Raw genomic sequence first — 23271 nt, 5'->3', positions numbered from 1 at the left:
AAGCATAATGACAGGTTAGGGAGGACGATGTGTTGCGGCGTTTATCACCAGTCTCCATCGTAGAAGCATTTCGAAAACGCTCCTACTATAAAACATTCACATGGATGGTTGTAATTATTGGCTTTTTAGCCTTGTTTATCGCGACACAACAGTTATTGAAAAATCTCGAAGACGGTTATCAGCTTAAACGGTCAAGCGATAAAATGGACATTTTTAATCAATTAAACAAAGTCGAACGGGATTTGACAAAAGAGTACTATCTGACGTTGAGTGAGACGACAACAAAAATGAAATCATCACATGAGGATTCATGGGAAAATATACAGACGGAGATTCAGACATTAAAAAAACAGCTTAAAAAAACAGACACAACAGGTCCTGCCAAAAAAGAATTGTTGTCAGAAATGGAGGACATCACGTCAAAAGGACGTCAAGCCGATCATCAATTTTTCCGAAAGGCGACTTCTTACAAGAATGAAGTCTTGTTCAATCAACTGTATTTAAGTAAAGAGACGGAGACCTATTACTCCTTGTTCTCAAATCTTTTTTTAATAGAGGAAGAGCTTGGACGGACGGGACAATTCTTATTGGATGAAAACGAAGACCGGCAACTGGATTCAATTGAACTATTGCGGATTCGTCAAGCGCGTCAGGAATTAGAAATGCGCCACAACAGGTTAATTCAATCCCTTTATGCAAAAATGGAAGCGGACGGGGATAGCCGGCCACGGGAGATTTCTGTAATGAACAATCAGATCAATGCCTATCTGCGGATTATTGATGCGGCGATCAATCAACCGGATAATCAACAGTACGGGACGATTGATTCAGTGTCAGCGCGTTACCAGACGAGTATCTCCCGGGTCTTTGACGAAGGGATTCGTGATGTTCAAGCAGAGATGACGGATCAAGGAACGTCTGTCATCCGAAATGCATGGTTTGCATTCGTATCGGCGTGTAGTGTCATCTTACTTTTAATTTGGCTGACCTTGTCGTTACTGCGGGCTTTCCGTAAAGACTTACATATTCTCCAAGAGGAAGCGGACTTTTTTGCAGAAGGTCCGCGCCAGTCACGCTACCATGTACCGAAACAAAACGATTTTTATCCGGTCGTTGAAGCCTTTCGCACGATGACGACCATTATTTCAGGACTGTTGGATTATAACGATAAAAAAACAGTTGAGATCAAACAGAAAAAAGCTGAAATTGAATCGCTATTCTCACAAAATACAAATCCGATTGTCGCGTTGTCTTCTGATTTTCAGCTGTTGAGCGGAAATGATCGGTTCAAGCAATTGGCACAATCATCGGAATTGATGACGATTGAAGAGTTGATTCATCCGGCTGACTTGAACCGAGTCCGTCGGGCGTTAAACCGGGCGATCGAAGGATTCAGTCAAACGATCCGGTGTCAAATGATTTTCAAGGAAGACATCCGGAACATGTTCGTCAACATCATTCATGTCCCGACTAAAAATGAAGGTGGGACCGCCCTCTATTTGACGTGTCACGATGAAACGGATCAATTGAAACGGGAAGAACGCATCACACAGTTAGCTTTATTTGATGTTTTAACCGGCTTATTGAATCGAAACGGCTTTGAACAAAAGATGGAAGAAGCACTCGCTGCACCACAACCGGGAGAACTGGTGACGATTGGTGTTCGTCAGTTCCGACGGATCAATGATATTTACGGTCACAGTGCCGGAGATCAAATTCTAAAAGAAGTATCGACGCGTTTGCGGCGTCACTTCATCGGTACCGGATCTGCTGCCCGAATCGGTGGGGACGAATTTGCTGTGATGATTTTTCAACAGGACATCGTCAATTATCGGGATCTCAAGTCCATTATTGAAAGACCGTACCGGATTGACGGCGAGAACATTGATGTCGCCATCAGTATGAGTATGGTCCGTTATCCGGACGATGCTGTAGCCGTAACGTCTTTACTGTCTTCAGTCGACATTGCCATGCAGCACGCGAAGCGGGAAGAGACCGGTGAGCCGGTTTGGTTCGAGTCGTGGATGAGTGAAGAGTATCGGGAATCAGTGGTGCTTGAATCAGAGTTGCGCGAGGCGATTAACCGGAATGAACTACAACTGTTCTATCAGCCGCAGGTGAATCTGGAAACAAAGCAGGTGGATGGGTGTGAAGCCTTATTACGCTGGTTCCACCCGGAACGTGGTCTGATCAGTCCCGCGGTCTTCATCCCGATTGCCGAGCGTTCGATGTTGATCGAAGAGATTGGCATGTGGGTTGTTCAAGAATCGGTTCGTCAAGTAAGAGCATGGGAAGGGACGCCACTGGGATCACTGCGTGTCTCCGCCAATCTGTCAGTAAAAGAGTTGGTATCCGGACGAATCGTCGAATTTTTGGAAGAAGTGAGAGGTCGTCATCCGGGAATCGAACAACGAATGGAGCTCGAAATTACAGAGTCTTTCGGAGTTTTTTCAGATACACGGGTCTTTGACGCCCTTCAAAAATTGAATCATCTCGGTTATCGTTTGGCGATTGATGACTTTGGAACCGGGTATTCCTCGCTATCCTACTTAAGTCGTTTACCGATTCAACGTCTAAAAATTGACCGTTCCTTCATCAGCGGCACAGATGCTTGTTCGAACGCCCCGTTAATCGAAACCATCATCCAACTGGCCCACACGTTAAAGTATGATGTGGTGGCAGAAGGGATTGAACAAGCGGAACAGGGAGAAAATTTACGGAAACTGAACTGTGAGTACGGTCAAGGTTTCTATTATTCACGTCCGATTCCGGCAGATGAATTTAAAATATGGTTTAATCGCTATCAAGATCAAATCAAACAGTCGGGATAATGTCTTTCAGGCGTTAAACTAAAAAAAGTGATCGCTTCCCATCGAATGGAGGGGCGATCACTTTTTTTGTTTACTTTGATGGGAGAAACAAAATGAGTCAAGAACAGACAGAACGAGGACTCCTGTTTAAAAAGCGAAGTCCTGTCTGCAGTCATTACACACGATCAAGTGCGAGATCGTCTGTTTCTGCCAAGTAGGCTTTGATTGGCGCAACCGCTTCACTGACCGTACCAGGAGCGAACGGTGATTTCAGTCCTGCCCGTTCGACGAGTGTGAGGAAGCTTTCTGATCCACCGGCTTTGCAGAGCGCGAGATACGACTTCCAAGCCGCTTCCCGGTCTTGCTCCATCCACGCATAGAACTGGAACGCACAGACTTGTGCGAGCGTGTAATCGATGTAATAGAACGGACTGCCGAAGACATGTCCTTGCTGATGCCACCAGGCGCCGGAATCGAGGTAATCATTTTCTTCATAGTTCCGGTGTGGCAAATACTTCTGTTCGATCGCACGCCATGCCGCGCGACGCTCCGCCGGTGTCAGTTCCGGTTGATTGTAGATGACATGTTGGAACTCATCGATCGCGACACCGTACGGTAGGAATGTGACGCCGCCCGCAAGATGACTGAATTTGTATTTGGCAGTCTGATCACCAAAGAACTCCTCCATCCACGGATACGCAAAGTATTCCATTGACATCGAATGGATCTCACATGCTTCATATGTCGGGAACCCATATTCCGGAACAGTGAAGTGACGGCTTTCATACACTTGGAAGGCGTGCCCGACTTCGTGCGTAAGGACATCAATGTCGCCGGCTGTCCCGTTAAAGTTCGAGAAGATGAACGGGAGTTTTTCGTCAGCGATATACGTACAGTATCCGCCGCCTGCCTTACCCGGTTTCGCTGTCAGATCAAGCGCGCCGCGATCAATCATGTACTCAAAGAACTCATTTGTCTCCGGTGACATGTCACGGTACATTTTCTTTCCGCCTTCGATGATGAAGGCTTCTTCGCCTTGTGGTGTCGCGTTGCCGGACTTAAAGGCGAATCCTTCGTCGTAATAATAAAGGGAATCGACACCGATTCGGCGTTGCTGGCGTTCTTTCAGTGATGTCGCGATTGGCACGATTGTCTCGAGAATTTGCTCGCGGTAGTTTTCGACCATCGATTGGTCGTAATCGACACGTAACATCCGGGCATAACCAAGTTCGACGAACGACGGGAAACCAAGTGTCTTCGCGATATCGGTCCGGACATGAACGAGTTTGTCGTAAATCGAGTCGATGGCGTCGCCGTGCTCTTTTAAATAGCCATAACGTGCTTCAGAAGCGGCTTTTCGGACGTTACGATCGGCCGACTGTAAGTAAGGACCAAACTGGGATAAGTTCAATGTCTTGCCGTCAAATTCGATTTGCGCAGCCGACATCAATTTCGTATACTCACTCGCCAAACGGTTTTCTTCCTGCAGTTTTGGAATGATGGCGTCGGAGAATGTTTTTAAACTGGCTTCCGCCAGTAAGAAAAGCTGTTTGCCCCACGTCGATTCGAGTGAAGTACGGAGGGGATGAGCCGTCAACGCATGGTAATAACTCGAGACGTATCCTTGGTAAACCGGACCGGCTTCATCAAAGAAACCTTGCTCCGTTTCATAAAAACCGTCGCGTGTATCGATTGTGTGACGAATCTCTACTAATTGGCTGGCTGTTTCAAATTGATTTCTAAGGGTATTAATCTCAGAGATGGCATTGTTTGCTGCATCGACATCTGTTGCTTCACGCAATCTGTTGATCGCGGCATGCATGGAAGTTTCAAGGACATTCAGGTCAGGACGGACATATGTAAGTTCTGAAAATGTTAACATGTAAGCGCCTCCTTGTGATTTCTAACTATTATCACACAAAAATACTTGCAAAACCAGAGTTACAAACGTATGCTTTTTGTGAGAACGTGAGCGAGTTTACATTTAACTGGCTCCTATAAAAAAATCGAATCTTCTTAAAGAAGAAAACGATCGAGAAAGTAGAGGGATAGTATCATGGGATTCTTTAAAAAATTGTTTGGTGGTAATGATGAAAGCAACACGAAAATCGCTTCTGCCCTTACAGGTAAAATCGTCAGCATCGAGAACGTACCTGATCAAGTTTTCTCACAAAAAATGATGGGAGACGGCGTTGCGATCGAACCGACGGAAGGTAAAGTCGTTTCACCAATCAACGCGACAGTTGAAACCATCTTCCCGACAAAACATGCAATCGGTCTTAAAGGCGAAGACGGTCTTGAGTTATTGATCCACGTTGGATTAGACACAGTCAACCTTAAAGGTGAAGGCTTCACGGCACACGTTCAATCCGGTGATAAAGTCAAAGCCGGTGACGTCCTCGTTGAGTTTGATCTCGATTTCATTCGTGCGAACGCACCATCGACGGTCACACCGATCATCGTGACGAACCACGATCAATTTACACTTTCTGCTGTTCCGGCTGAAGGAACATCTGTTGTCGCAGGTGAAACAGAGCTTTTCAAAGCGACACATAAATAATCATTTTACGTAATCGCTCCCTTGTCTTAGACGAGGGAGCTTTTTTTGTCGTCTTCTCCTCGAGCTTACTGTTTTGTAAGATGCTTGAAAGTCTAACCGATTCTTTGAAAGGCATATTGCTCCGTATACTAAAAGCAACATGAAGAATACGGGAGGAAACACACTATGAAATCAATCTTACACGCAGAACAGATTACGAAAGTCTACCAAACGAAAAACGCCCGGCATGAGGCACTCCGTCCTACGACGTTGACGGTCCATCAATCCGAATTCGTCAGCATCATGGGACCGTCAGGAGCAGGGAAGTCGACGTTACTGAATCTCTTGTCGACCATCGATCAGCCGACGGACGGCACGATTCATATCAACGGGGAAGACGTAACCGGGATGAAAGAAAAACAGTTGGCCCGGTTTCGTCGGGAACAGCTCGGATTCATTTTTCAGGATTTTAATCTGCTCGACACGATGACGATCGAAGAAAACATCGCCTTGCCGCTTGCTTTGCAACAGTTGCCAAAAGCGGACATTTTGGCACGAGTCGAGCAGGTGGCAGGCGAGCTCGGAATTGAAGAATTACTAAAGAAGCGACCGGCTGAACTGTCAGGTGGTCAAAAACAGCGGACAGCCGCCGCCCGGGCTATCATTCATCAACCGTCGTTGATTTTAGCGGATGAGCCGACCGGTGCTCTCGACTCGAAATCGGCGACCGGGTTGCTAGAAGCAATGGCTCGTCTCAATGGGCAGGGAGCGACGATTTTGATGGTGACGCATGATCCGATGACAGCGTCGTATGCAGAGCGCGTCGTGTTCGTCAAAGACGGCGAATTATTCCGGGAGATTCATCAGTTTGGATCACGGAAAGAGTTTTTTGAACAAATCATGGAAGTACAACGTGAACTCGGAGGTGTCGCTCGTGAACTTGTTTAAGTTGGCTTTTCGCAATTTAAAGAACATTCGTCAAAACATGATGTATCTTGGCGCAGTCACTTTCGCCATTTTGATTTATTACACGTTTTTAGCCATCCGATCGAACGAAGCGATGTTGCAGGCCAATGAGTTATATGGAAAACTCGGCACCGTCTTTACCGGATCGAGTGTGATTTTAGCATTGTTTTCCGCTATCTTTATCTGGTACTCCAGCGACTTCTTCCTGCGTCGCCGGAAGCAGGAGATTGGTCTGTATGCGTTGCTTGGTCTTGAGCGCCAACAAATTGCCAAACTCTTGTTTCTCGAAACGATGGGGTACGGTCTCATCGGTCTCTTGATCGGTATGTTGCTCGGAACGGTTGCTTCGAAGTATTTTGTCATGCTGCTCGCGTATGTGATGGGGATGTCGATTGAAGCAGACTTTTCGATCAATGCCGGTGCAATCGGTCAGACGGTTGCCGTCTTTCTGACCATCTTTTTATTGATTGCGATCCGTTCGGCACGGACGATTTACCGTTTCACATTGATTGAACTGTTTAAAGCAAAGCAACAGGTCGAGACGGTCCCGAAAGTGCATCCGGTGCTTGCCGTAGTGTCCGTCTTGTTGATTGCGGTCGGTTATTACTTAACGGGAAAACCATTGCTTGAACACTTTACGATCATTGCACCGGTTTTGATGCTTTGTATTATTGTCGGGACATTCGGAACGATGAGTTACTTTACGATTTTCCTGTTACGTCTGTTAAGCCGCCGTTTACGGCATTATCAAGGGACGAACATGATTTTACACGGTCAGCTGTTATCCCGTATCAAATCCAACGCCGTCATGCTATCGACGATCACCGTCATCACGGCCGTGACGTTGACGACAGTCGGAACCGCGACGTCGATTTACTATTACATTGATCGGACGGTCGAAGAACAGATGCCGTACAGCTTATCGGTTACAGGGAAACAAGCAGAGGCAGAAAAATTAATTCGATCATCGAATCAAAAGATTGAGTCGCGGTCGATGGTCAATGTCAAAAATGTCAATCATTCGTTTCAGGAGTTGCCAAACCCGCTATCCTTTACGACTTCATACGAGACATTTGGATTTGACGGAAAACCGGGACAATTCAGCTATATCAGTTATTCCGATTATGAGAAGCTCGCAAAGAGTAACGGAAAACGTGTTTTGCCGGAACCTGGAGCCGGGGAAGCGATTGTCCTTGAAACTTTTAAAGGAAATGATCTTTTGAAAGAACCTGTTCAGTCACCGATTGGGGTTTCCATCAAAGATACGCATTCATCCTTTCGTATTACCGGTGCGACGAATTTACCAATCACTCAACTCTATGCAAAAAAACGTCTGGCATTTGCCGTTTCCGATGATGCCTTCGCGATGATGCCGGAAAAAGCAGCAATGCTGACGAACTATCAGTTCTCGGATGAACGAACGGATGACGGATTGATCAAACAGTTGGAACAACTGTATGGCAAAAAAGCAGAGACCGACATGGCGGCCTATTATCCGGTCTATGCCATGACGACTGCGACGACAGGGCTGCTCGCGTTTGCTGCCGGATTCCTTGGGCTTGTCTTCCTGCTTGCGACCGGTTCTATCATCTATTTTAAAATGCTCGCAGAAGCAGAAGAATCGAAACAACGTTTTGCCATTATCCAAAAGATCGGAGTCGACGAGCAGGAACAAACAGGAATCATCCGCCGATTGGTTGGATTCATGTTCTCCCTGCCGTATGTACTCGGACTCGTTCACAGTCTGTTCGCGATGCAGGTGCTGCAAAAACTGTTAAACTACAATTTAGTTTTACCGATGTCGCTCGCCATCGGCTGTTATACGATTGTCTATCTGGTATATTATGTCATGACAGTGCGAGCCTATCGCCGCATCGTCATGTAATTCGGATGGACTGGAAACGAATAAACGTTTCCAGTCCATTTTTTGTTCGGTATCATGGAGGAAGAAGGAGCTGAATGTACTGATGGAAACCATATTATTAGTAGAAGACGATCAACAAATTGCTTTGTTGTTAAAAGAATTGTTGGAACGGTACGATTTTAATGTCATTCATGAAGATGGGTTAGGTGATGTCGTAGCTCGGTTTGAAGAGACAAAAGCAGACGTCATTTTGCTGGATGTCAATTTGCCGAAGTTTGACGGCTTTTATTGGTGCCGGCAACTCCGGATGAAGACGCGGGCGCCGATCCTGTTCATTTCAGCCCGGGTCGGTGAGATGGACCAAGTCATGGCTTTGGAATACGGGGCGGATGATTATATCGTCAAACCATTCCAAGGAGCTGTCGTCATCGCAAAAATCAAAAGTCAGATTCGGCGTGCCTACGGTGCATTGTCCAATGAGAGTGACGAGCGGACGGTAACAAAAGCAGGACTGGTTCTGTATTTGGACCGGTATATCGTTGAGCACGCGGACCGGACGATTGAGCTGTCCAAAAAAGAAGGACTGATTTTAGAAATGCTGCTGACTGCGAGTCCACGGATTGTCAGCCGGGGGGACTTGCTGGAACGCATTTGGGACGACGAGGCATTTGTCGATGAAAATACGCTGAACGTCAATATTACCCGTGTCCGAAAACGATTGGCAGAAATCGGAATCGGGGGACTCGAGACGGTTCGGGGAGTCGGTTACAAACTGGTTCTCGACCAATGAAGCTGTTTCTCCGACATATGATTCCCGGAATATTATTTTTTGCGGGTCAGCTGGCCGCCTTGTTTCTGATTTTATGGTTGTACGATCTTTACCGTCCGGCCGCGTTCTTTTACATCGCACTCTTGAATGGGATTGCCTTGTTAATTTATTTAAGTTACCGTTTTTTCAGTATGCTGCCGCTGTTTAAACGATTGCAGACTCCTATTCAATCGGTCGCAGAACCCATTCGCGGTGACAGCGATGAGCCGCTTGCAGCTGCTGTCGAACACTTTTTAGAACGTCAACAGACGGTGTTTCGAAACAGTCTGTTTGCGGAACGGCGTAAAGAAAAGGAACGTCACCGTTACGTCGATCAATGGATCCATCAAATGAAGACACCGCTGTCGGTCATCGAGCTGATTCTCGAACATCCCGGAGAACACTTTCAAGCGGATCTCCGCCACGAGGTCGACCGGATGCGGATTGGACTCGATCAGATGTTGTATTCGTCTCGTCTTGAAGCGATTGAAACCGACTTGAAAGCAGAACGATCGAATCTGCGGACATTGGTCGCCGGTCTGATTAATCAGGAAAAACGATTGTTCGTCAAAAATAAAGTGTATCCGAAGCTTGAAATCGCGACAGATGTCTATGTCTACACGGATACCAAATGGTTTCGTTTCGTATTGCTTCAGTTGATCACGAATGCCGTCAAGTATACTGCCGGTCACGGTCACGAGGTCGTGATTCGGGCAATTGAACAGGCGGGGCAAATCATCGTGACGGTTCAAGATGACGGCGTCGGGATACCGAAACGGGACGTACCACGCGTCTTCAATGCCTTCTTTACCGGCGAAAACGGCCGAAGATACGGGGAATCGACCGGAATGGGTCTCTACTTCGTCAGTCAGATTTGCTTGAAACTCGGGCATACGATTGAAATTGAAAGTGTGGAAGGAGAGGGAACGACGTGTCGTCTCATATTGGTAGGAGGGAAGCAACATGATTGAAGTCAAACAGTTGGGCAAAGTCTATCCCGGAAAAGTGACGGAACAACCGTTGACCGACATCAATTTCCGGGTCGAAGAAGGCGAGATGGTCGCAGTCATGGGACCTTCCGGCAGCGGAAAATCGACCTTGATCAATTTACTGGCGACGCTCGACCAACCGAGTTGGGGCTCGATTTTGATTCAAGGGATGGATACAGCCGCATTTAAGCGAAAGGAGACGACCCACTTTCGACGGGAGACGCTCGGAATCATTTTTCAGGAATTTAATTTGCTTGATTCCTTGACGGTCGCCGAAAATATGCTTGTTCCATTAATGTTGAGCGGCAAAAAGACGCAAGAGGCGCGGGAAGAGATGTATCATCTCGCGAAGCGTCTTCAGATTGATGAATTGCTGGATAAGCAGGTCGATGAAGTGTCAGGCGGACAACGGCAACGGACGGCGATCGGTCGTGCGTTGATTCATGCACCGCGTCTGATGCTCGCGGACGAACCGACGGGGGCGCTTGATTTTCAGGCGACGAAACATGTCATGGAGTTACTGGCGGAGTTGAATGCGGCAGGGATGACGATGGTCATCGTCACACATGACCCGACCGTCGCGTCTTATTGTAATCATGTTCTGTTTCTGAAGGACGGCAGCATCCAGACGGAGCTGTTTCGTGATGAGCCGCGGCGTGTCTTTTTCCAGCGCGTCATTGAATCGCTTTCGTTGCTAGGAGGGGATGAACATCACTTATCTGCAATACGCCCTACGTAACATCAAGCGTTATCAACGTCTGTATTACGGATATGCCTTGACGATCATCGTCGCGATGACGATTGCGACCAGCTACTGGAATCTTGTCGTCAGCGAATCGTTTCAGAATATCGCCAAAGTGTTAAGTCAGTTGAATCAAGTCATTGAGTTGACGATGGTTTTCGTGTTCATCGCGGAAGTCATTATTTTGTTTTTCAGTATTTTATTCATCTATTCGACGACGTATACGATGCTTGAGCATCGCAAAAATGACTTGCGGATCATGCGGACGCTCGGAAGCGGTTTTTCGCACTTTTTGAAATACTTTATGATTGAAATCTTGATTGTCGGCGGTTTAGCGATTACAGCCGGTATCACGCTCGGCGTCGTTTTGACGAAGCTGATGTTACTCTCCATCGAAAAGGTCATGTTCCTGCCACGGTTGGCAATCGAGATTTCCGTTACTTCCTCTTTGGTGTTGATTGCTGGCGCGTTGTTGACGCTGTTGATCGCGACGGTCCTTGCGATTTACCGGTTTCGACCGGATCGTCCTGTCCGCCTCCGTTCCCGGCTTCGGATTCGACTTGGTCTTTTCGTTCAGGGAGTGGCAGTTCTGATTCTGTTTTACGGATATTTCATGGCGCTGACGCAACAAGGCAACTTCTTTCTGGTCTTTCCGTTTGTCATCTTCGTCGGATCGTTCTTTTTTTGCCGGCATGTCATTCCGGTCATTCTCAAACTGTATCGCCCCCGGCGGTTGTCGTTGCGAAAACTGATTGTCTCGGAAATCGCCATTCAATTACGGACGAACAGCACATTGGTCGCACTGGGAACGATTTTGACTTCGTGTGCACTGACAGCGGTTGGTCTTATTTTTATCCTTCAATTAATTGGTTTTGACCTGTCGTCGAAAAATCAATTTGGATTGGTCTATTACGAGGAATCTGCAGTCCCGTCCAGTCGCCTTCAGACATTGGAACGGACAATGACGAAAACGTTCCCTGATAAGTATCGTCAAGATGTCAGAGTCAAAGGATCGAAGACCCGGCACGTGATACCGTTATCGGACTACAATCAACTCATGAAACATTTGGAATATGCCCAGCGCACGTTGTTGCAGCCGAATCACGCCTTTATGATTCCGGCCCGTCCGGTTCAAGTGGAAGAAGTGACACCGACGATGAAAAAAGCCAAGGCTGCGATGGAAAAGGCCGGCTACACACTGGAACCGATGGCGGAACATGGTCTTCTGTTCGGATATAACGACCGGATTGAAACGTTATTCGTCGTCAGTGACCGCGCCTTTGCAGAGATGAATCTTCCGTTATCCCATGTCCGTGTCTTTGAAACACCATCCTACACGGACTATGGAACAAAAAGTTGGACGAGTTGGATGTCCATCGTCCGGGACATCCAATCGAAAGAAGCGCTCGGAAAAAAAGAATCGATTCCGTATCAGTTGATCAATGAAACGGAAGATGAACTGGACGGCATCCGCATCGTCCGTCTCGTTTCCTTCGTCGTCATCCTGCTGACGGTATGGTTGTTCATCATCAATGCGAGTTTCCTGCATGTTTGGATGCAGATGACGGCAGAGAAGGAACAGAAACGATTGAAGACGTTATTTGCGCTTGGCTTCAGCAAACGCAGCATCCGGCGTTTTCTGTTCGTCAAATACGGTGCAGTCTTGATGATGCCGTACCTCATTTCGATCTTTCATGCCTGGTTGTTCTTTCAAGTCATCTTATCGGAAGGAGGACTGGAAATCGGTCCGTTTCTTTCGTTGTCCTTGATCTGGATTGGAATCGTCACCGCAGGTTATTTCATCAGTATCCTTCCTTTATGGATTCGTTATCCACGTCATCTGCTGAAAAAATCGTGCGAAAGTTCGATGTATCCAATACCTGATTCAAGGGTATGATAAGAATAGCGAGGAGGGGTAATATGCTGGATCATTCACCTTACCGGGGATACGGTGACCGCATCCGAATCTTACGAGAACGGGCCGGAATCTCGATTGACCAATTGGCGGAAAGCCTCGGGGTCGCATCCTATTTTATTCGACGCACTGAACTGAGCGAAGTGTATCCGACGAAAGCGTATATCGAATCGTTGGCGGAAGCATTGCATATCGACTCGAGTTATTTGGCGCGTCATATTTGGACGGGCGAGTCTTTGAAATTCGTCATGCAAGAAAGGACGCCGCTTGAAGAAATGCGTTTGGCGTATGAACAGACGATGGGACAGGATGAGGCAAAAATCGAACGGCAACTCGAGGAACGGATGCGTTTATTTGATTTGATGTATGACGAAGACGTCAAACGAATTGAAGAAACGATGAGTGTAACGGAGCAACGGATCTTTCATGAGTTGGTAGAGGCCGTCATGGAAGCCGGCGAATTGCAACGAGAGGAAGCTGCAGAGACGTTTGAACTGTTTGAAGACAAACTCCCGACGATGCTTCAACTCGATGAATACTTGGATCGTTTAACGGAGGAGACGAATCTTCCGCAAACCGATTGTTATGCGAAATTCAGCCGGACGGATACACGTGCCCGTTACCACCGGAAATGAGCAACAGAAAAAACGCCGTCTCGGAATTGAGACGGCGTTTTTCAATAGATTAACGTTGTACAGCAGGACGTGGAGTCCGGCGTACTTTTTGACGTGTCCGTCCGATCAAGAAACCGATGATGGCGTTTGCGATGACGAGCACCCAGCCGACATAACCGAAGTTTAAAGTCAGACTGCCAAGCATCGCCTGCCATTTGAAAATCATCATGAAATCTCCCCGAAGTAAGAAGCGGGCGACACAGACGAGCAGAACGGTCGTTCCTCCGATAAAGACGCCGATCCAACTTCCGTACAAGCGGGACGACTGGACGCGGAAAGCAACGAACGACCAGTAAAACAGACTGACGATGAATGTCGTTCCTCCATAAGCGAGGACAAGTTTCCATGTCTCACTTGCCTGTGGAAATTTAGTGAACATGACAAGAGACGAGACGATGGCGGCAGCTGTAAATAAAATCGCTGCCCAAAAACGAGACCGCATAACGTAGTTCCTCCTCAAGGCTTTTTCTCACCTAACGATAGCGGAAACGATTCATCTTGTAAACCGTTACCGGCGTCCACCGAGGATTCGCCGCAACTGCTTTAAGGGATTGGAACCGTAAAAGAGAACACCGCCCCGGTAGAACTTTGTTCCGACGAAAAGTGCCAAGGCAATGCTCAGTCCCATCAAGATGAGGGATAAAGCGACTTGCCAGACGGGTACTTCGGTCAACATTACCCGAAGGAACATCAGCATCGGGGTGAAGAAGGGAACGAATGATAAAACGACGACGGCTTGATTCGTCGGAGCGTTCAAGCTGAAGATCGACACCGTGAAGGCAGCAACGATTAACATGATAACGGGAAGTGTGACTTGTTGGGCATCTTCCACACGACTGACGAGCGATCCGAGTGCAGCGAGTAACGTCGCATACAGCAAATAACCGAGCAGGAAAAAGACGAACAGGTAAATGATTGTTTTAGCACTCAGTGAATCAAGGGACAGCTGATCAAACAAGCTGCTGCTTTGCGCACTATAATAGCCGACGCCGACGAGTAATGACAACTGAATCAAACTGACGGTCGCGATCGATGTGATCTTGGCGAGCATATGCTGAATCGGACTGGCCGCTGAAATCAGTAACTCCATGACACGCGACGATTTTTCATTGGCGATTTCGGTCACGATCATTCCGCCGTAAATCGCAATCGTAAAGTACATCAAAAAGAGCAACACATAGACGAGTGCGGAAGCGGCAAACAGCTCGTCTTCACTTTTTCCGCCGGTCGAGGTCAATTCTTGTTTGACATCGACGGGAGCGGCAAGCGAAGCGAGGAGATTCGGATCGACCTTCGCATTGGTAATGATATTTTGATCACGGACTTGTTTTAAAGCAGTCGATAATTGGGTTTGCAGCTCCTGTTCCGGACTGGCGCTGATCAGCGTGACACGGTACGGGTCATCCGTTAAGACGGCGACGGCATCGTACGTTCCTTTGTCGACGACTTGCCGGGCCTGTTTCAGCGTATACTCTTTTTGGGTAACAGTTGTTTTAATCCCGACTTGTTTCAGAACAGGCAAAATGTCCGTATCCAGTGTGCTGACGACGGCAATTTTCGGATCATCACCCGAGAACCAATCGATGATCCGTTCAATATTACTCAAGCCGACGAGAACGACAAGCATCAACGCCGTTGAAACTAAAAAGCTTTTAGCCCGCAATTTTTGCAGAAGACTGAAACGGTACAGGGTAAGGAATTTACGATTCATAACGTTTGCCGACCTCCTCAATGAAGATATCCTGCAGGGACAGTTGATCCCAGACAAAACGTTCGACTCGGAATCCTTCGGTAATCAAGTGGCGCAACAATGAATCGGCGGCTTCTTTGGAAGCAACTTGTAACGTATGACCGGTTCCGTCCGAGTCCACCTGCAAAATGCCGGGGAGTGCATCCCAAAGTAAGGGCGGCGCATCTGTCGTCAATAAGACACGCGTCTTGCCGTATCCGGCTTTGATATCCGGGAGATAACCGGCGACGACCGGCTTTCCGTGATCGAGGATGGCGACGTGTTCACACAATTCTTCGACGTGATCCATCCGGTGGCTGGAGAAGACGATTGTTGTCCCGTCCGCCGTTAATTTACGAACAGCTTTCTTGAGCTGTTCGACATTGACCGGATCAAGACCGCTGAACGGTTCATCTAAAATCAACAGTTCCGGTTTGTGCAGAACGGCAGAAATCAGTTGGATTTTCTGTTGATTTCCTTTGGATAATTGTTCGACCCGCATTTTTTCATATTGCGGAATTTGAAAATAATTTAACCAGTCGAGCAAAGACTGTTTCGCTTCTTTACGTTTCATGTCACGCAGTTCCGCGAGGAAAATCAATTGTTCATCCACGCGGATTTTCGGGTATAATCCGCGTTCTTCAGGAAGATAACCGATTTTTGATAAAGGAATCGGTTGTCCTTTCCATGTAATCGATCCTTCTGTCGGTTTCAACAGACCGAGTAACATCCGGAACGTCGTCGTTTTTCCGGCACCATTCGCACCGAGCAACCCAAAAATTTGACCTTCCGGTACTTCGAACGATAAATCATCGACCGCTGTGAACGTACCAAATTGTTTCGTGATGGCTTTGATTTCGAGCATCTCATCCGTCCTCCTTTAATTTGATGATCGTTTTTATGTAACCTATTCTCTCTTCTTACGTGTACATGGGAAAAAGGTTCCAGTCCTAACAAGAATGAGCATATGTGTTTACTTTTAGTAAATTAGTTACTATTATCGTGTTAAAGGAATGAAACAATGAGGGGGGAACGAATCATGAAAACCAAAGGGATTCATCATATTACGGCAATGGTCGGCAATCCACAGGAAAATCTGGATTTCTACGGTACGTTGCTCGGATTACGGTTCGTCAAGAAAACTGTCAATTTTGACGATCCGGGTACGTATCATTTTTATTTTGGCAATGAATCCGGTGCGCCGGGAACGATCATTACCTTTTTTCCGTTTGAAGGAATTCAACAAGGAAAAGTCGGAGCAGGTCAAGTCGGTACGACGGCATATGCGATTCCAGTTGGTGCCTACGGTTTTTGGAAAAACCGCTTGACCGAAAAACATGTCATGTTCGAAGAATCTGAACGATTTGGAGAACGACAATTAGTCTTAAAGGATCCACATGGCTTACAAATTGAATTGGTCGAACGAAGCAAAGGACCGAACAGCCGTTTTGAAATCGATGGAATCTCGACAGATGTTGCGATCAAAGGTTTTGCCGGAGCGACCTTATTGTCACATGATCCAGCAGATACGGCACGTCTTCTGACAGAAGCGTTCGGATTGACGATCGCTAAACGTTCCGAGACGATGGACCGGTATGAGGCGGAAGGTGAATTCGACAATACCGTCGATATTTTGCATACGAATGTACCGGTTGGTCGTCCGGGTGCCGGAACGGTTCACCATATCGCGTGGCGGGCAGACGATCAGGTACAACAGCTGGACTGGATGAAACAGATCAATACGTTTGGATTGATGACGACAGAAGTCAAAGACCGCAGTTACTTCACGTCGATTTACTTCCATGACCGTGGTCGGATTTTGCATGAAATCGCAACCGATAATCCGGGATTTGAAGTCGATGAAGGATTTGAAGCACTGGGAGAAGACTTAAAATTACCGGAACAATTCGAAGCACACCGGGCGACGATCGAAGGTCATGTCGCACCAATCACATTACCAAAGGGGAGACTTGTATGATTCATCTATTTGAACCGGCGAAACAACCGGGCGCACCGATTTTTCTTTTGTTACACGGAACAGGCGGGACGGAGCAAGATTTGATTGGGCTCGTTTCACTGCTCAATCCGGATGCCGGCTATCTGTCGGTCCGGGGCGAAGTGACGGAAAACGGGATGCCGCGATTCTTTAAACGATTGGCGGAAGGCGTTTTTGATGAGGAAGATCTTGCCCTTCGCACTGCTCGCTTGATTGAGTTTGTTAAAGAAATGAGTCGTACTGCTGACTTTTCTCTTCAAGATGTCATTCCGGTCGGTTACTCCAATGGCGCAAATATCGCGGCGAACATGATGTTTGAAGAACGTTTGTTTGAACAGGCGATACTGCTGCATCCGATGGTACCGCGTCGTGGTGTGACATTACCGGATTCGTCACAGGTTCGAATCTTTATCGGAGCCGGAGCGAACGATCCGATTTGTCCGGCTTCAGAAACGGAAGACTTAAAACAACTCTTCGGGCAGGCCGGTGCGGATGTTGACGTGACGTGGTCGAACCACGGGCATCAACTCGTTATGCCGACAATCGAAGCTGCAGCAAGCTGGCTCGTCCAAAAATAATGGCACAAAAAGAGCATGGGATTCAGGAAGCAGATGTCCTGACATTCCATGCTCTTTTCTTTTTCATATTCAAGCAGGATGATCGCTCTTAGGACGGGAATAGACGATGAGGACGCCGTGCTCGACGAGTTGGGTGGCGAGTGCTTCAATCGATTCTTGGGATGTTTTCGTTTGCGTGATGTGTTTGTAGAGGTGACGGAGTTCGCGGCGCATCGGTTTACGGATCAACCACATGCTGTCGATGATGGGGCACCAGCTCAAAACGGTTTCATGACTGATGTAAAACTGGGTTTGACGGTCAAGATACCGGATCCACCATTCATCGCGTGCCATTTTTAACAGGACGCCCGTCAGCAGGACAACGGTCAGGGAAAGTGGAATGCTTTCGTAAAAAGGAAGGTTTGCGAGTACTTCACGGATACCTGTGACAAGACTGAGCATCGTCCATCCAATGAGACCGATGACGAGCCAATAGCCAAAGTTGACTGTACTTCGTTGCCGCATCATAACTCTTGGTTTAAGAATTGGAGTAGCCATCAGAATCACCTCCTTGTTAAATAATCGAATTTTCTGACAATTTATAGTTGTCCTTCTACTATAGTTACTTTTTCCCGAAACGTCCAGTCCTTAGACATAGAAAATGTGTTTCTTTCTTGACGAATTTCGTGTACGCTAAAAAAAGAAAGTGAACGGTTACATATAAGGGGGAAAAAAGATGGATCAAGTCGTGTGGATCGCAGTCGGTATCGTTGCAATCGCTGTATTCTCAGCATCGAGCATCGCCGCATACATGGGTGTCAAAAACCAAGAAGATTAATGGTGTGGTATACGCCATTGCAAGAATGTTAAAAAGGAGATTCCGATTTTTTACGGAATCTCCTTTTTAACGTCCTTCATTTCATTTGTTTTCCGTAATCTGAAGACGTTCGGCAAACGGTTTTAACGCGTCACTCCATCTTAAATAGCCGTCTCCGACTAAATGAAGACCATCGTACGTGATTCGATTTTGGAGATAACCCTGTTGATTGGTCAGTGCGGGACGTAAGTCGACGAACTTTGCTCCAACAGATTTTGCGAGCTGTTCGAGGTTACGGTTCAGTGCTTCAACATCCCGGTTGATCCGGACAGAATCGGAATACTTTGGAGCAACAGGAAGTGTTGACTGAATAATGACATCGATGTTATTTTTTCGGAGCGTCGTCACAATCGTCGTCATATTTTCTGTGATCGTCGGAATCGGGGTAAAGTGACGAATGTCATTGATGCCGCCCATCAGGAAAACACGTTTTGGTTTCATCTCAACGATCAGATCCAATCGTGTCAAAAATCCTTCTGTCGTATCACCCGGGATTCCGAAGTTGACAATCGTTGGATCATCAAGCAGAATCCGCCAATCACCAAAGTTCGTCATGGAGTCACCTAGCATGACAGAATTCGGAGATTTTGGGTATTGATAAGTATGAAAGAGACTATTCAAGCGGACGTAGTTTGGATTTTTTGTATATTGAAATGTAGTGGTAGGTTGTGTAGTAGTAGCAGGAAAGACCTGCTCAAACAACTCAATCGGCTTGCGTCCGATCAACAGAGCGAGGAGGACGATGTTTGCGACGACCGAGAGAATGACTAGTGCTTTTTTCATAAAACAATCGTTCCTTTCGAGGGAGTATAAGGGGTAGTGTAACATGAATCGAAATCCATGGTTTGATAATATTAAAGGATTCCTTGTCATTTTTGTTGTAATCGGTCATATGCTGACGGATTTACGGTTTGATTACGACGGGAAATTGCTTGAAACCGTTTATTTGGTCATCTACGCGTTCCATATGCCATTATTCATTATCTTGAGCGGTTATTTCTTTCGCGAAAATAAATACTTGCGCGTCATCCAGCTGTTTGCCGTCTACTGTGTGTGGCAACTGTTGATTGGTTCTTGGGCTACCTTCAACGATGGGATGCCTCTTTTATCGGGTGAGAACATCGGAACGCATCTGTTGCGGCCGTACTGGGCACTTTGGTATCTGTTTGTCATGGTCGTCTGGTATATCGTGACACCGTACGTCGTCCACTTAAGAGGCTACGTCTGGTTCGGGTTGGCCTTTGCTTTGTTATACGGTTTTGAACTCGAAAATACAGGTTTCCTTGCTTTACGGAAATTGATCATGTTTTATCCGTATTTCCTTCTCGGGAACTACTTATCGGAACATGAATTCATTCGGATTTTTGAAATGCCGAAAAATTTTAAACGGCGTATGAATGTCCGGTTGATCGGCGGACTGGCATTTGCGAGTGTCGTCGGTTTCCTTCTATATGAGGCATGGCGTGACACACCGGAAGAAATCATCGCTTTGGCGAATGCCTTCAAACACCGTTTTCCGTACGTGGATCAATATGACAGTGATGCGTGGATCGGTGTGTTGAAACACAGTGTCATCTACTTCCTGTCGATTACAGCATCCCTTGGATTCATGATGCTTGTACCGATGCGTCGTCTTCCGCTCGTGACGCGGGCAGGGGAGCTGAGTTTATATGTGTATCTCCTTCATGTCTTTTTCGTCATGGCGTGGCGGCAGTACGTAACAGAAGCGTTTGTACCCGAACCGTGGCTCGCAATGCTCATCGTCACCGGTGTTGCGTTATTGATTGTCGGGGTGATCATTCATCCGGTCGTTGTCCGTCTCCTGCGTCCACTGATCGAAATCGATATTCGACCAATCGTCGAAGAGCGAGAAGACCTTTCAAAAAAAGGTTAAATGCTATACACTTTAAAGTAGAGCGATTAATAGATGAAGGGCGTGGAATATATGTCATATAACTTAAACAATGCGGATGGCGTCGTAAACGTTTCCCAACAGGTCATTGAGGTCATTGCTGGAGTAGCAGTCCAAGAAACAGAAGGGATTGCGTTTACACAGGATGATTCGAAGTTGCAGGAAAAACAGATGGTTAAACTCGTGAAGGTGGAGGATGTTGACGGAGCCATTACAGTCAGCTTGTCCGTGCATATCAAATACGGGATGTCGATTATCAAAACTGCAGGGAAAGTACAGGAACGGATTGCACAGGACATGGAAAACATGTTGGCGTTTCAGCCGAAAGCAATCAATGTTCGGGTCATCGGATTGCTAAAAGGATAATAACCTAAAACTCTCTTCTACTGAGGCATTCAAAAAACGCGTAATCAGCGAAAAAGGAATGCTCCCTTCAGAAGAGAGTTTTTTGTTTTTAAGAAAGGAAAGACAATATATTTTTGATAACGCTTGCAAAGAGAAAGATGAACAGGTAAAATTATTTTTGAGGCAAGTGCAATCGTTTGCGCAAATCATTCGATTTCTTGTCTTTCATGTACGATGAAAGAAAGGATGGATGTCGGATGGCACCAACGATTGAAGCGGTCATTTTTGATTTAGACGGCGTGATTACCGATACAGCCGAGTATCATTATTTGGCTTGGAAACAACTAGGTGAGGAGTTGGATATTCCGTTCGACCGGGATTTCAATGAAACACTAAAAGGCGTCAGTCGGACTGATTCGCTAGAGCGGATTTTAACACTTGGCGGAAAGCAGGATGCTTTTACGGATCAAGAGAAAAGTATGCTCGCGACGAAAAAGAACGATCATTATGTCACGTTGATCCAACATATCTCAGAACAGGATATTTTGCCGGGAATCATTGCATTTTTGGATGAAATCCGTGACGCTGGGCTGAAGATCGGAATGGCATCGGCTTCTAAAAATGCGTTGATGGTCGTTGAGGCACTTGGAGTCCGGCACTATTTTGATGACATCGTCGATGCAGCAACTGTTGCCCAGTCAAAACCACACCCTGAAGTGTTTTTACGGGCAGCGGAAGCGCTTGACGTCGCACCCGACCGTTGTATTGGTGTAGAAGATGCAGCGGCGGGAATTACGGCGATTCATGCAGCAGGTATGTATGCAGTTGGAGTCGGTCCGGAAACGGCGTTACATGAGGCAGACTATCGTGTCGATTCGACGGATTTGCTTTCCCTTGAGCAAATTCTAGCTAGTCGCTAAGGAACATCCGCTATTCCCTGATAGCGGAGCGTTTCATCTGATTGATCTCTTTTCATGTGAGAATAAGAAGAAAGGACGGCTTCCCTGAGCTGTTCTTTCAAACACGAGCATTGGAGACGGTTATCTTTTAAGATGCCGGCTCTGATGTTTTTTTGATTTTGATCAATTTAAAAACGAAGGATGTTTTGCTGATTGAGCAAAACATCCTTCGTTTTTTGTTGATTCATACAGAATTAAAGAGAAGATAAGATACCGTTCGCTAAAGCATCAGCGAAGCGCTCTTGATAATACGGAGAGACCAGTTTAGAACGATCTGAAGCGTTCGAAAGGAAACCAAGTTCTGTTAAGACGGCAGGCGCGTTCGTGCCGCGGAGAACAGCAAGGTTACCAAAACGGATACCGCGATCACGGAGTCCGGCAGTACTTACGACATTTTGTTGCAGTTTCCGTGCCAAGTTGCCGGATGACGTGCCACGGTAGTAGAAGTTTTCAGCTCCATAGGCAGCAGTTGAAGTAGATGCATTCACGTGAATACTTACAAAAAGGTTTGTTTTGTGGGCATTCGAGATCCAGCTGCGCTCTGACAATGATGGGTAGTAATCATTTGTATAGCGTGTTAGTTTTAAATCCACTTTTCCAGCGAGACGTGAAGCTAAAAGTTTTGTGACAGACATGACGATGTCACGTTCGTAAATGCCGTAGCGTGCTGCACCGACATCGTGTCCACCGTGTCCAGGATCAAGAACGACTAACGGACGGTTGGACATACTCGGTTGGAACAACGATAAATATGTTGCCTCTACGTAACCGGAGCGACCATCGTTTGTCCGAACCGGAACAAAACCACGTGTCTTATGGAGATAGTTGCTGACGGTTACAGCAGTCCCACGCGGAAGAGTTCCAATAGAAGAACTTAATGAACTGGCGCCTGACCGTAATGTAACAGATGTCATGGCCGGAACAAGCACGTACATCTTTGTTCCTGTATAATCGACAGCTGATTGTGGTGGAAGCGAAGCAGAGCCGGATGCAGATTTCTTTAAATAGCTTCCGGAGACATAACCCGTTTTGCCGCCGTATGACAGTTTGTACCAGTTGTCAACACGATAACTCGATGTGACGACCTTCCCTTTAGGAATCGTCAGCAGCTTAGAAGCCGTTGATGATCCAGAAGAACGGAGATTCAAAGCATCCAGTGTTATGTAATTTGTTTTTGCGAATGTTGTCCCGGCGAGCATCGGATCAACTTTTTTCAAATAAGCACCGGCAACATAACCTGTTTTTCCGCTGTAAGATACTTTATACCAAGTGCCTTCTTTATAAGTCGAAACAAGGTATTTCCCTTTAGGAATAGCTAGAATTTTTTTTGATGACATAGATGTCGATGTTCTGAGGTTCAGAAGATCAAGCGTCTGATAAGTGGTTTTTGAGAACGTCGTACCTGAAGCAGCTGAGACACTATAGGGAGTCAAAGCGAAAGAAAACAAAAGGCATGAAACTAAGATGATGACGGGTAATGCGATAAACTTTTTCAATTGAATGTTCCTCCTTTAAATCGGTGAGTCAAGCAGCATAAAAACTATAAAATATAAATGTTATTAAAATATATGTTTTTAAAAAATAAATGT

Annotated in this window: 21 protein-coding genes; 14 read left to right on the top strand and 7 right to left on the bottom strand. The window is 46.6% G+C overall.

All coding sequences use genetic code 11. The features are described 5' to 3' along the window. The first annotated feature begins 29 nt into the window (after window positions 1-29). Window positions 30-2831, top strand: a complete 2802-nt coding sequence (locus ACHA8N_RS14010; RefSeq protein WP_393966070.1) for a putative bifunctional diguanylate cyclase/phosphodiesterase — start codon at window positions 30-32, stop codon at window positions 2829-2831. A 154-nt stretch (window positions 2832-2985) separates the two neighbouring features. On the opposite strand, the gene ACHA8N_RS14005 is transcribed toward ACHA8N_RS14010, so the two are convergent. Further along, window positions 2986-4692: a M3 family oligoendopeptidase gene (locus tag ACHA8N_RS14005; RefSeq protein WP_393966069.1), complete on the bottom strand. Its 1707-nt coding sequence runs from the start codon at window positions 4690-4692 to the stop codon at window positions 2986-2988. A gap of 174 nt (window positions 4693-4866) precedes the next feature. On the opposite strand from ACHA8N_RS14005, the gene ACHA8N_RS14000 reads away from it, so the two are divergent. The 8 genes from ACHA8N_RS14000 to ACHA8N_RS13965 all read left to right on the top strand — a co-directional run bounded on the left by ACHA8N_RS14000 (window position 4867) and on the right by ACHA8N_RS13965 (window position 13268). After that, window positions 4867-5370, top strand: a complete 504-nt coding sequence (locus tag ACHA8N_RS14000) for a PTS sugar transporter subunit IIA (RefSeq protein WP_393966068.1) — start codon at window positions 4867-4869, stop codon at window positions 5368-5370. A gap of 165 nt (window positions 5371-5535) precedes the next feature. Continuing rightward, window positions 5536-6297: an ABC transporter ATP-binding protein gene (locus ACHA8N_RS13995; RefSeq protein ID WP_393966067.1), complete on the top strand. Its 762-nt coding sequence runs from the start codon at window positions 5536-5538 to the stop codon at window positions 6295-6297. Further along, window positions 6284-8200: an FtsX-like permease family protein gene (locus ACHA8N_RS13990; RefSeq protein ID WP_393966066.1), complete on the top strand. Its 1917-nt coding sequence runs from the start codon at window positions 6284-6286 to the stop codon at window positions 8198-8200. The genes ACHA8N_RS13995 and ACHA8N_RS13990 overlap by 14 nt, the downstream gene beginning before the upstream one ends. An 82-nt stretch (window positions 8201-8282) precedes the next feature. After that, entirely contained in the window at window positions 8283-8969 is a 687-nt protein-coding gene (locus ACHA8N_RS13985; RefSeq protein ID WP_147510403.1) for a response regulator transcription factor, read from the top strand. 17 nt (window positions 8970-8986) lie between these two features. Beyond that, window positions 8987-9958: a sensor histidine kinase gene (locus tag ACHA8N_RS13980; RefSeq protein WP_393966065.1), complete on the top strand. Its 972-nt coding sequence runs from the start codon at window positions 8987-8989 to the stop codon at window positions 9956-9958. Beyond that, the gene (locus tag ACHA8N_RS13975) at window positions 9951-10715 is read left to right on the top strand and encodes an ABC transporter ATP-binding protein (RefSeq protein ID WP_393966064.1); all 765 of its coding nucleotides are present in this window, start codon (window positions 9951-9953) and stop codon (window positions 10713-10715) included. Before ACHA8N_RS13980 ends, ACHA8N_RS13975 begins: the two co-directional genes overlap by 8 nt. Next, window positions 10681-12615, top strand: coding sequence for an ABC transporter permease (locus ACHA8N_RS13970; protein ID WP_393966063.1), 1935 nt, complete (start codon window positions 10681-10683; stop codon window positions 12613-12615). The genes ACHA8N_RS13975 and ACHA8N_RS13970 overlap by 35 nt, the downstream gene beginning before the upstream one ends. Window positions 12616-12638: 23 nt before the next feature. Then, complete coding sequence (locus tag ACHA8N_RS13965; RefSeq protein ID WP_147510407.1) at window positions 12639-13268, top strand: helix-turn-helix domain-containing protein; 630 nt, start codon at window positions 12639-12641, stop codon at window positions 13266-13268. Between the two features lie 49 nt (window positions 13269-13317). Here the strand turns inward: ACHA8N_RS13965 and ACHA8N_RS13960 are convergent, their stop codons facing one another. From ACHA8N_RS13960 to ACHA8N_RS13950, 3 genes are all read right to left on the bottom strand, one after another. Continuing rightward, the gene (locus ACHA8N_RS13960; RefSeq protein ID WP_147510408.1) at window positions 13318-13749 is read right to left on the bottom strand and encodes a hypothetical protein; all 432 of its coding nucleotides are present in this window, start codon (window positions 13747-13749) and stop codon (window positions 13318-13320) included. A gap of 66 nt (window positions 13750-13815) precedes the next feature. Next, a complete protein-coding gene (locus ACHA8N_RS13955; RefSeq protein ID WP_393966062.1) occupies window positions 13816-15018 on the bottom strand; it encodes an ABC transporter permease in 1203 nt (400 codons plus the stop codon). Then, complete coding sequence (locus ACHA8N_RS13950; RefSeq protein WP_393966061.1) at window positions 15008-15901, bottom strand: ABC transporter ATP-binding protein; 894 nt, start codon at window positions 15899-15901, stop codon at window positions 15008-15010. Before ACHA8N_RS13950 ends, ACHA8N_RS13955 begins: the two co-directional genes overlap by 11 nt. A 174-nt stretch (window positions 15902-16075) precedes the next feature. Here ACHA8N_RS13950 and ACHA8N_RS13945 point away from each other — a divergent pair, with 174 nt between their 5' ends. Next, window positions 16076-17014, top strand: coding sequence for a VOC family protein (locus tag ACHA8N_RS13945; RefSeq protein ID WP_393966060.1), 939 nt, complete (start codon window positions 16076-16078; stop codon window positions 17012-17014). Continuing rightward, a complete protein-coding gene (locus tag ACHA8N_RS13940) occupies window positions 17011-17610 on the top strand; it encodes an alpha/beta hydrolase (RefSeq protein WP_393966059.1) in 600 nt (199 codons plus the stop codon). Before ACHA8N_RS13945 ends, ACHA8N_RS13940 begins: the two co-directional genes overlap by 4 nt. 69 nt (window positions 17611-17679) lie before the next feature. Here the strand turns inward: ACHA8N_RS13940 and ACHA8N_RS13935 are convergent, their stop codons facing one another. Beyond that, a complete protein-coding gene (locus ACHA8N_RS13935; RefSeq protein WP_147510413.1) occupies window positions 17680-18147 on the bottom strand; it encodes a hypothetical protein in 468 nt (155 codons plus the stop codon). A gap of 361 nt (window positions 18148-18508) precedes the next feature. Next, window positions 18509-19249 (bottom strand): SGNH/GDSL hydrolase family protein, encoded by a 741-nt coding sequence (locus tag ACHA8N_RS13930; RefSeq protein ID WP_147510414.1) that lies wholly within the window; start codon window positions 19247-19249, stop codon window positions 18509-18511. A 43-nt stretch (window positions 19250-19292) separates the two neighbouring features. Here ACHA8N_RS13930 and ACHA8N_RS13925 point away from each other — a divergent pair, with 43 nt between their 5' ends. The 3 genes from ACHA8N_RS13925 (at window position 19293) to pgmB (ending at window position 21643) form a co-directional block, all read left to right on the top strand. Continuing rightward, window positions 19293-20360, top strand: a complete 1068-nt coding sequence (locus ACHA8N_RS13925) for an acyltransferase family protein (RefSeq protein ID WP_393966058.1) — start codon at window positions 19293-19295, stop codon at window positions 20358-20360. A gap of 51 nt (window positions 20361-20411) precedes the next feature. Continuing rightward, a complete protein-coding gene (locus ACHA8N_RS13920; RefSeq protein WP_235188816.1) occupies window positions 20412-20744 on the top strand; it encodes an Asp23/Gls24 family envelope stress response protein in 333 nt (110 codons plus the stop codon). Between the two features lie 236 nt (window positions 20745-20980). Further along, window positions 20981-21643, top strand: coding sequence for a beta-phosphoglucomutase (gene pgmB, locus ACHA8N_RS13915; RefSeq protein ID WP_147510417.1), 663 nt, complete (start codon window positions 20981-20983; stop codon window positions 21641-21643). 233 nt (window positions 21644-21876) lie between these two features. Here the strand turns inward: pgmB and ACHA8N_RS13910 are convergent, their stop codons facing one another. Beyond that, window positions 21877-23178, bottom strand: a complete 1302-nt coding sequence (locus tag ACHA8N_RS13910; protein WP_393966057.1) for an N-acetylmuramoyl-L-alanine amidase — start codon at window positions 23176-23178, stop codon at window positions 21877-21879. Window positions 23179-23271: the final 93 nt, after the last annotated feature.

This window comes from Exiguobacterium sp. S22-S28 (assembly GCF_043359615.1).
Classification (GTDB): domain Bacteria; phylum Bacillota; class Bacilli; order Exiguobacteriales; family Exiguobacteriaceae; genus Exiguobacterium_A.
Note: the sequence above shows the minus strand (reverse complement) of the source record. Positions and strands in the feature narration are given on the sequence as shown.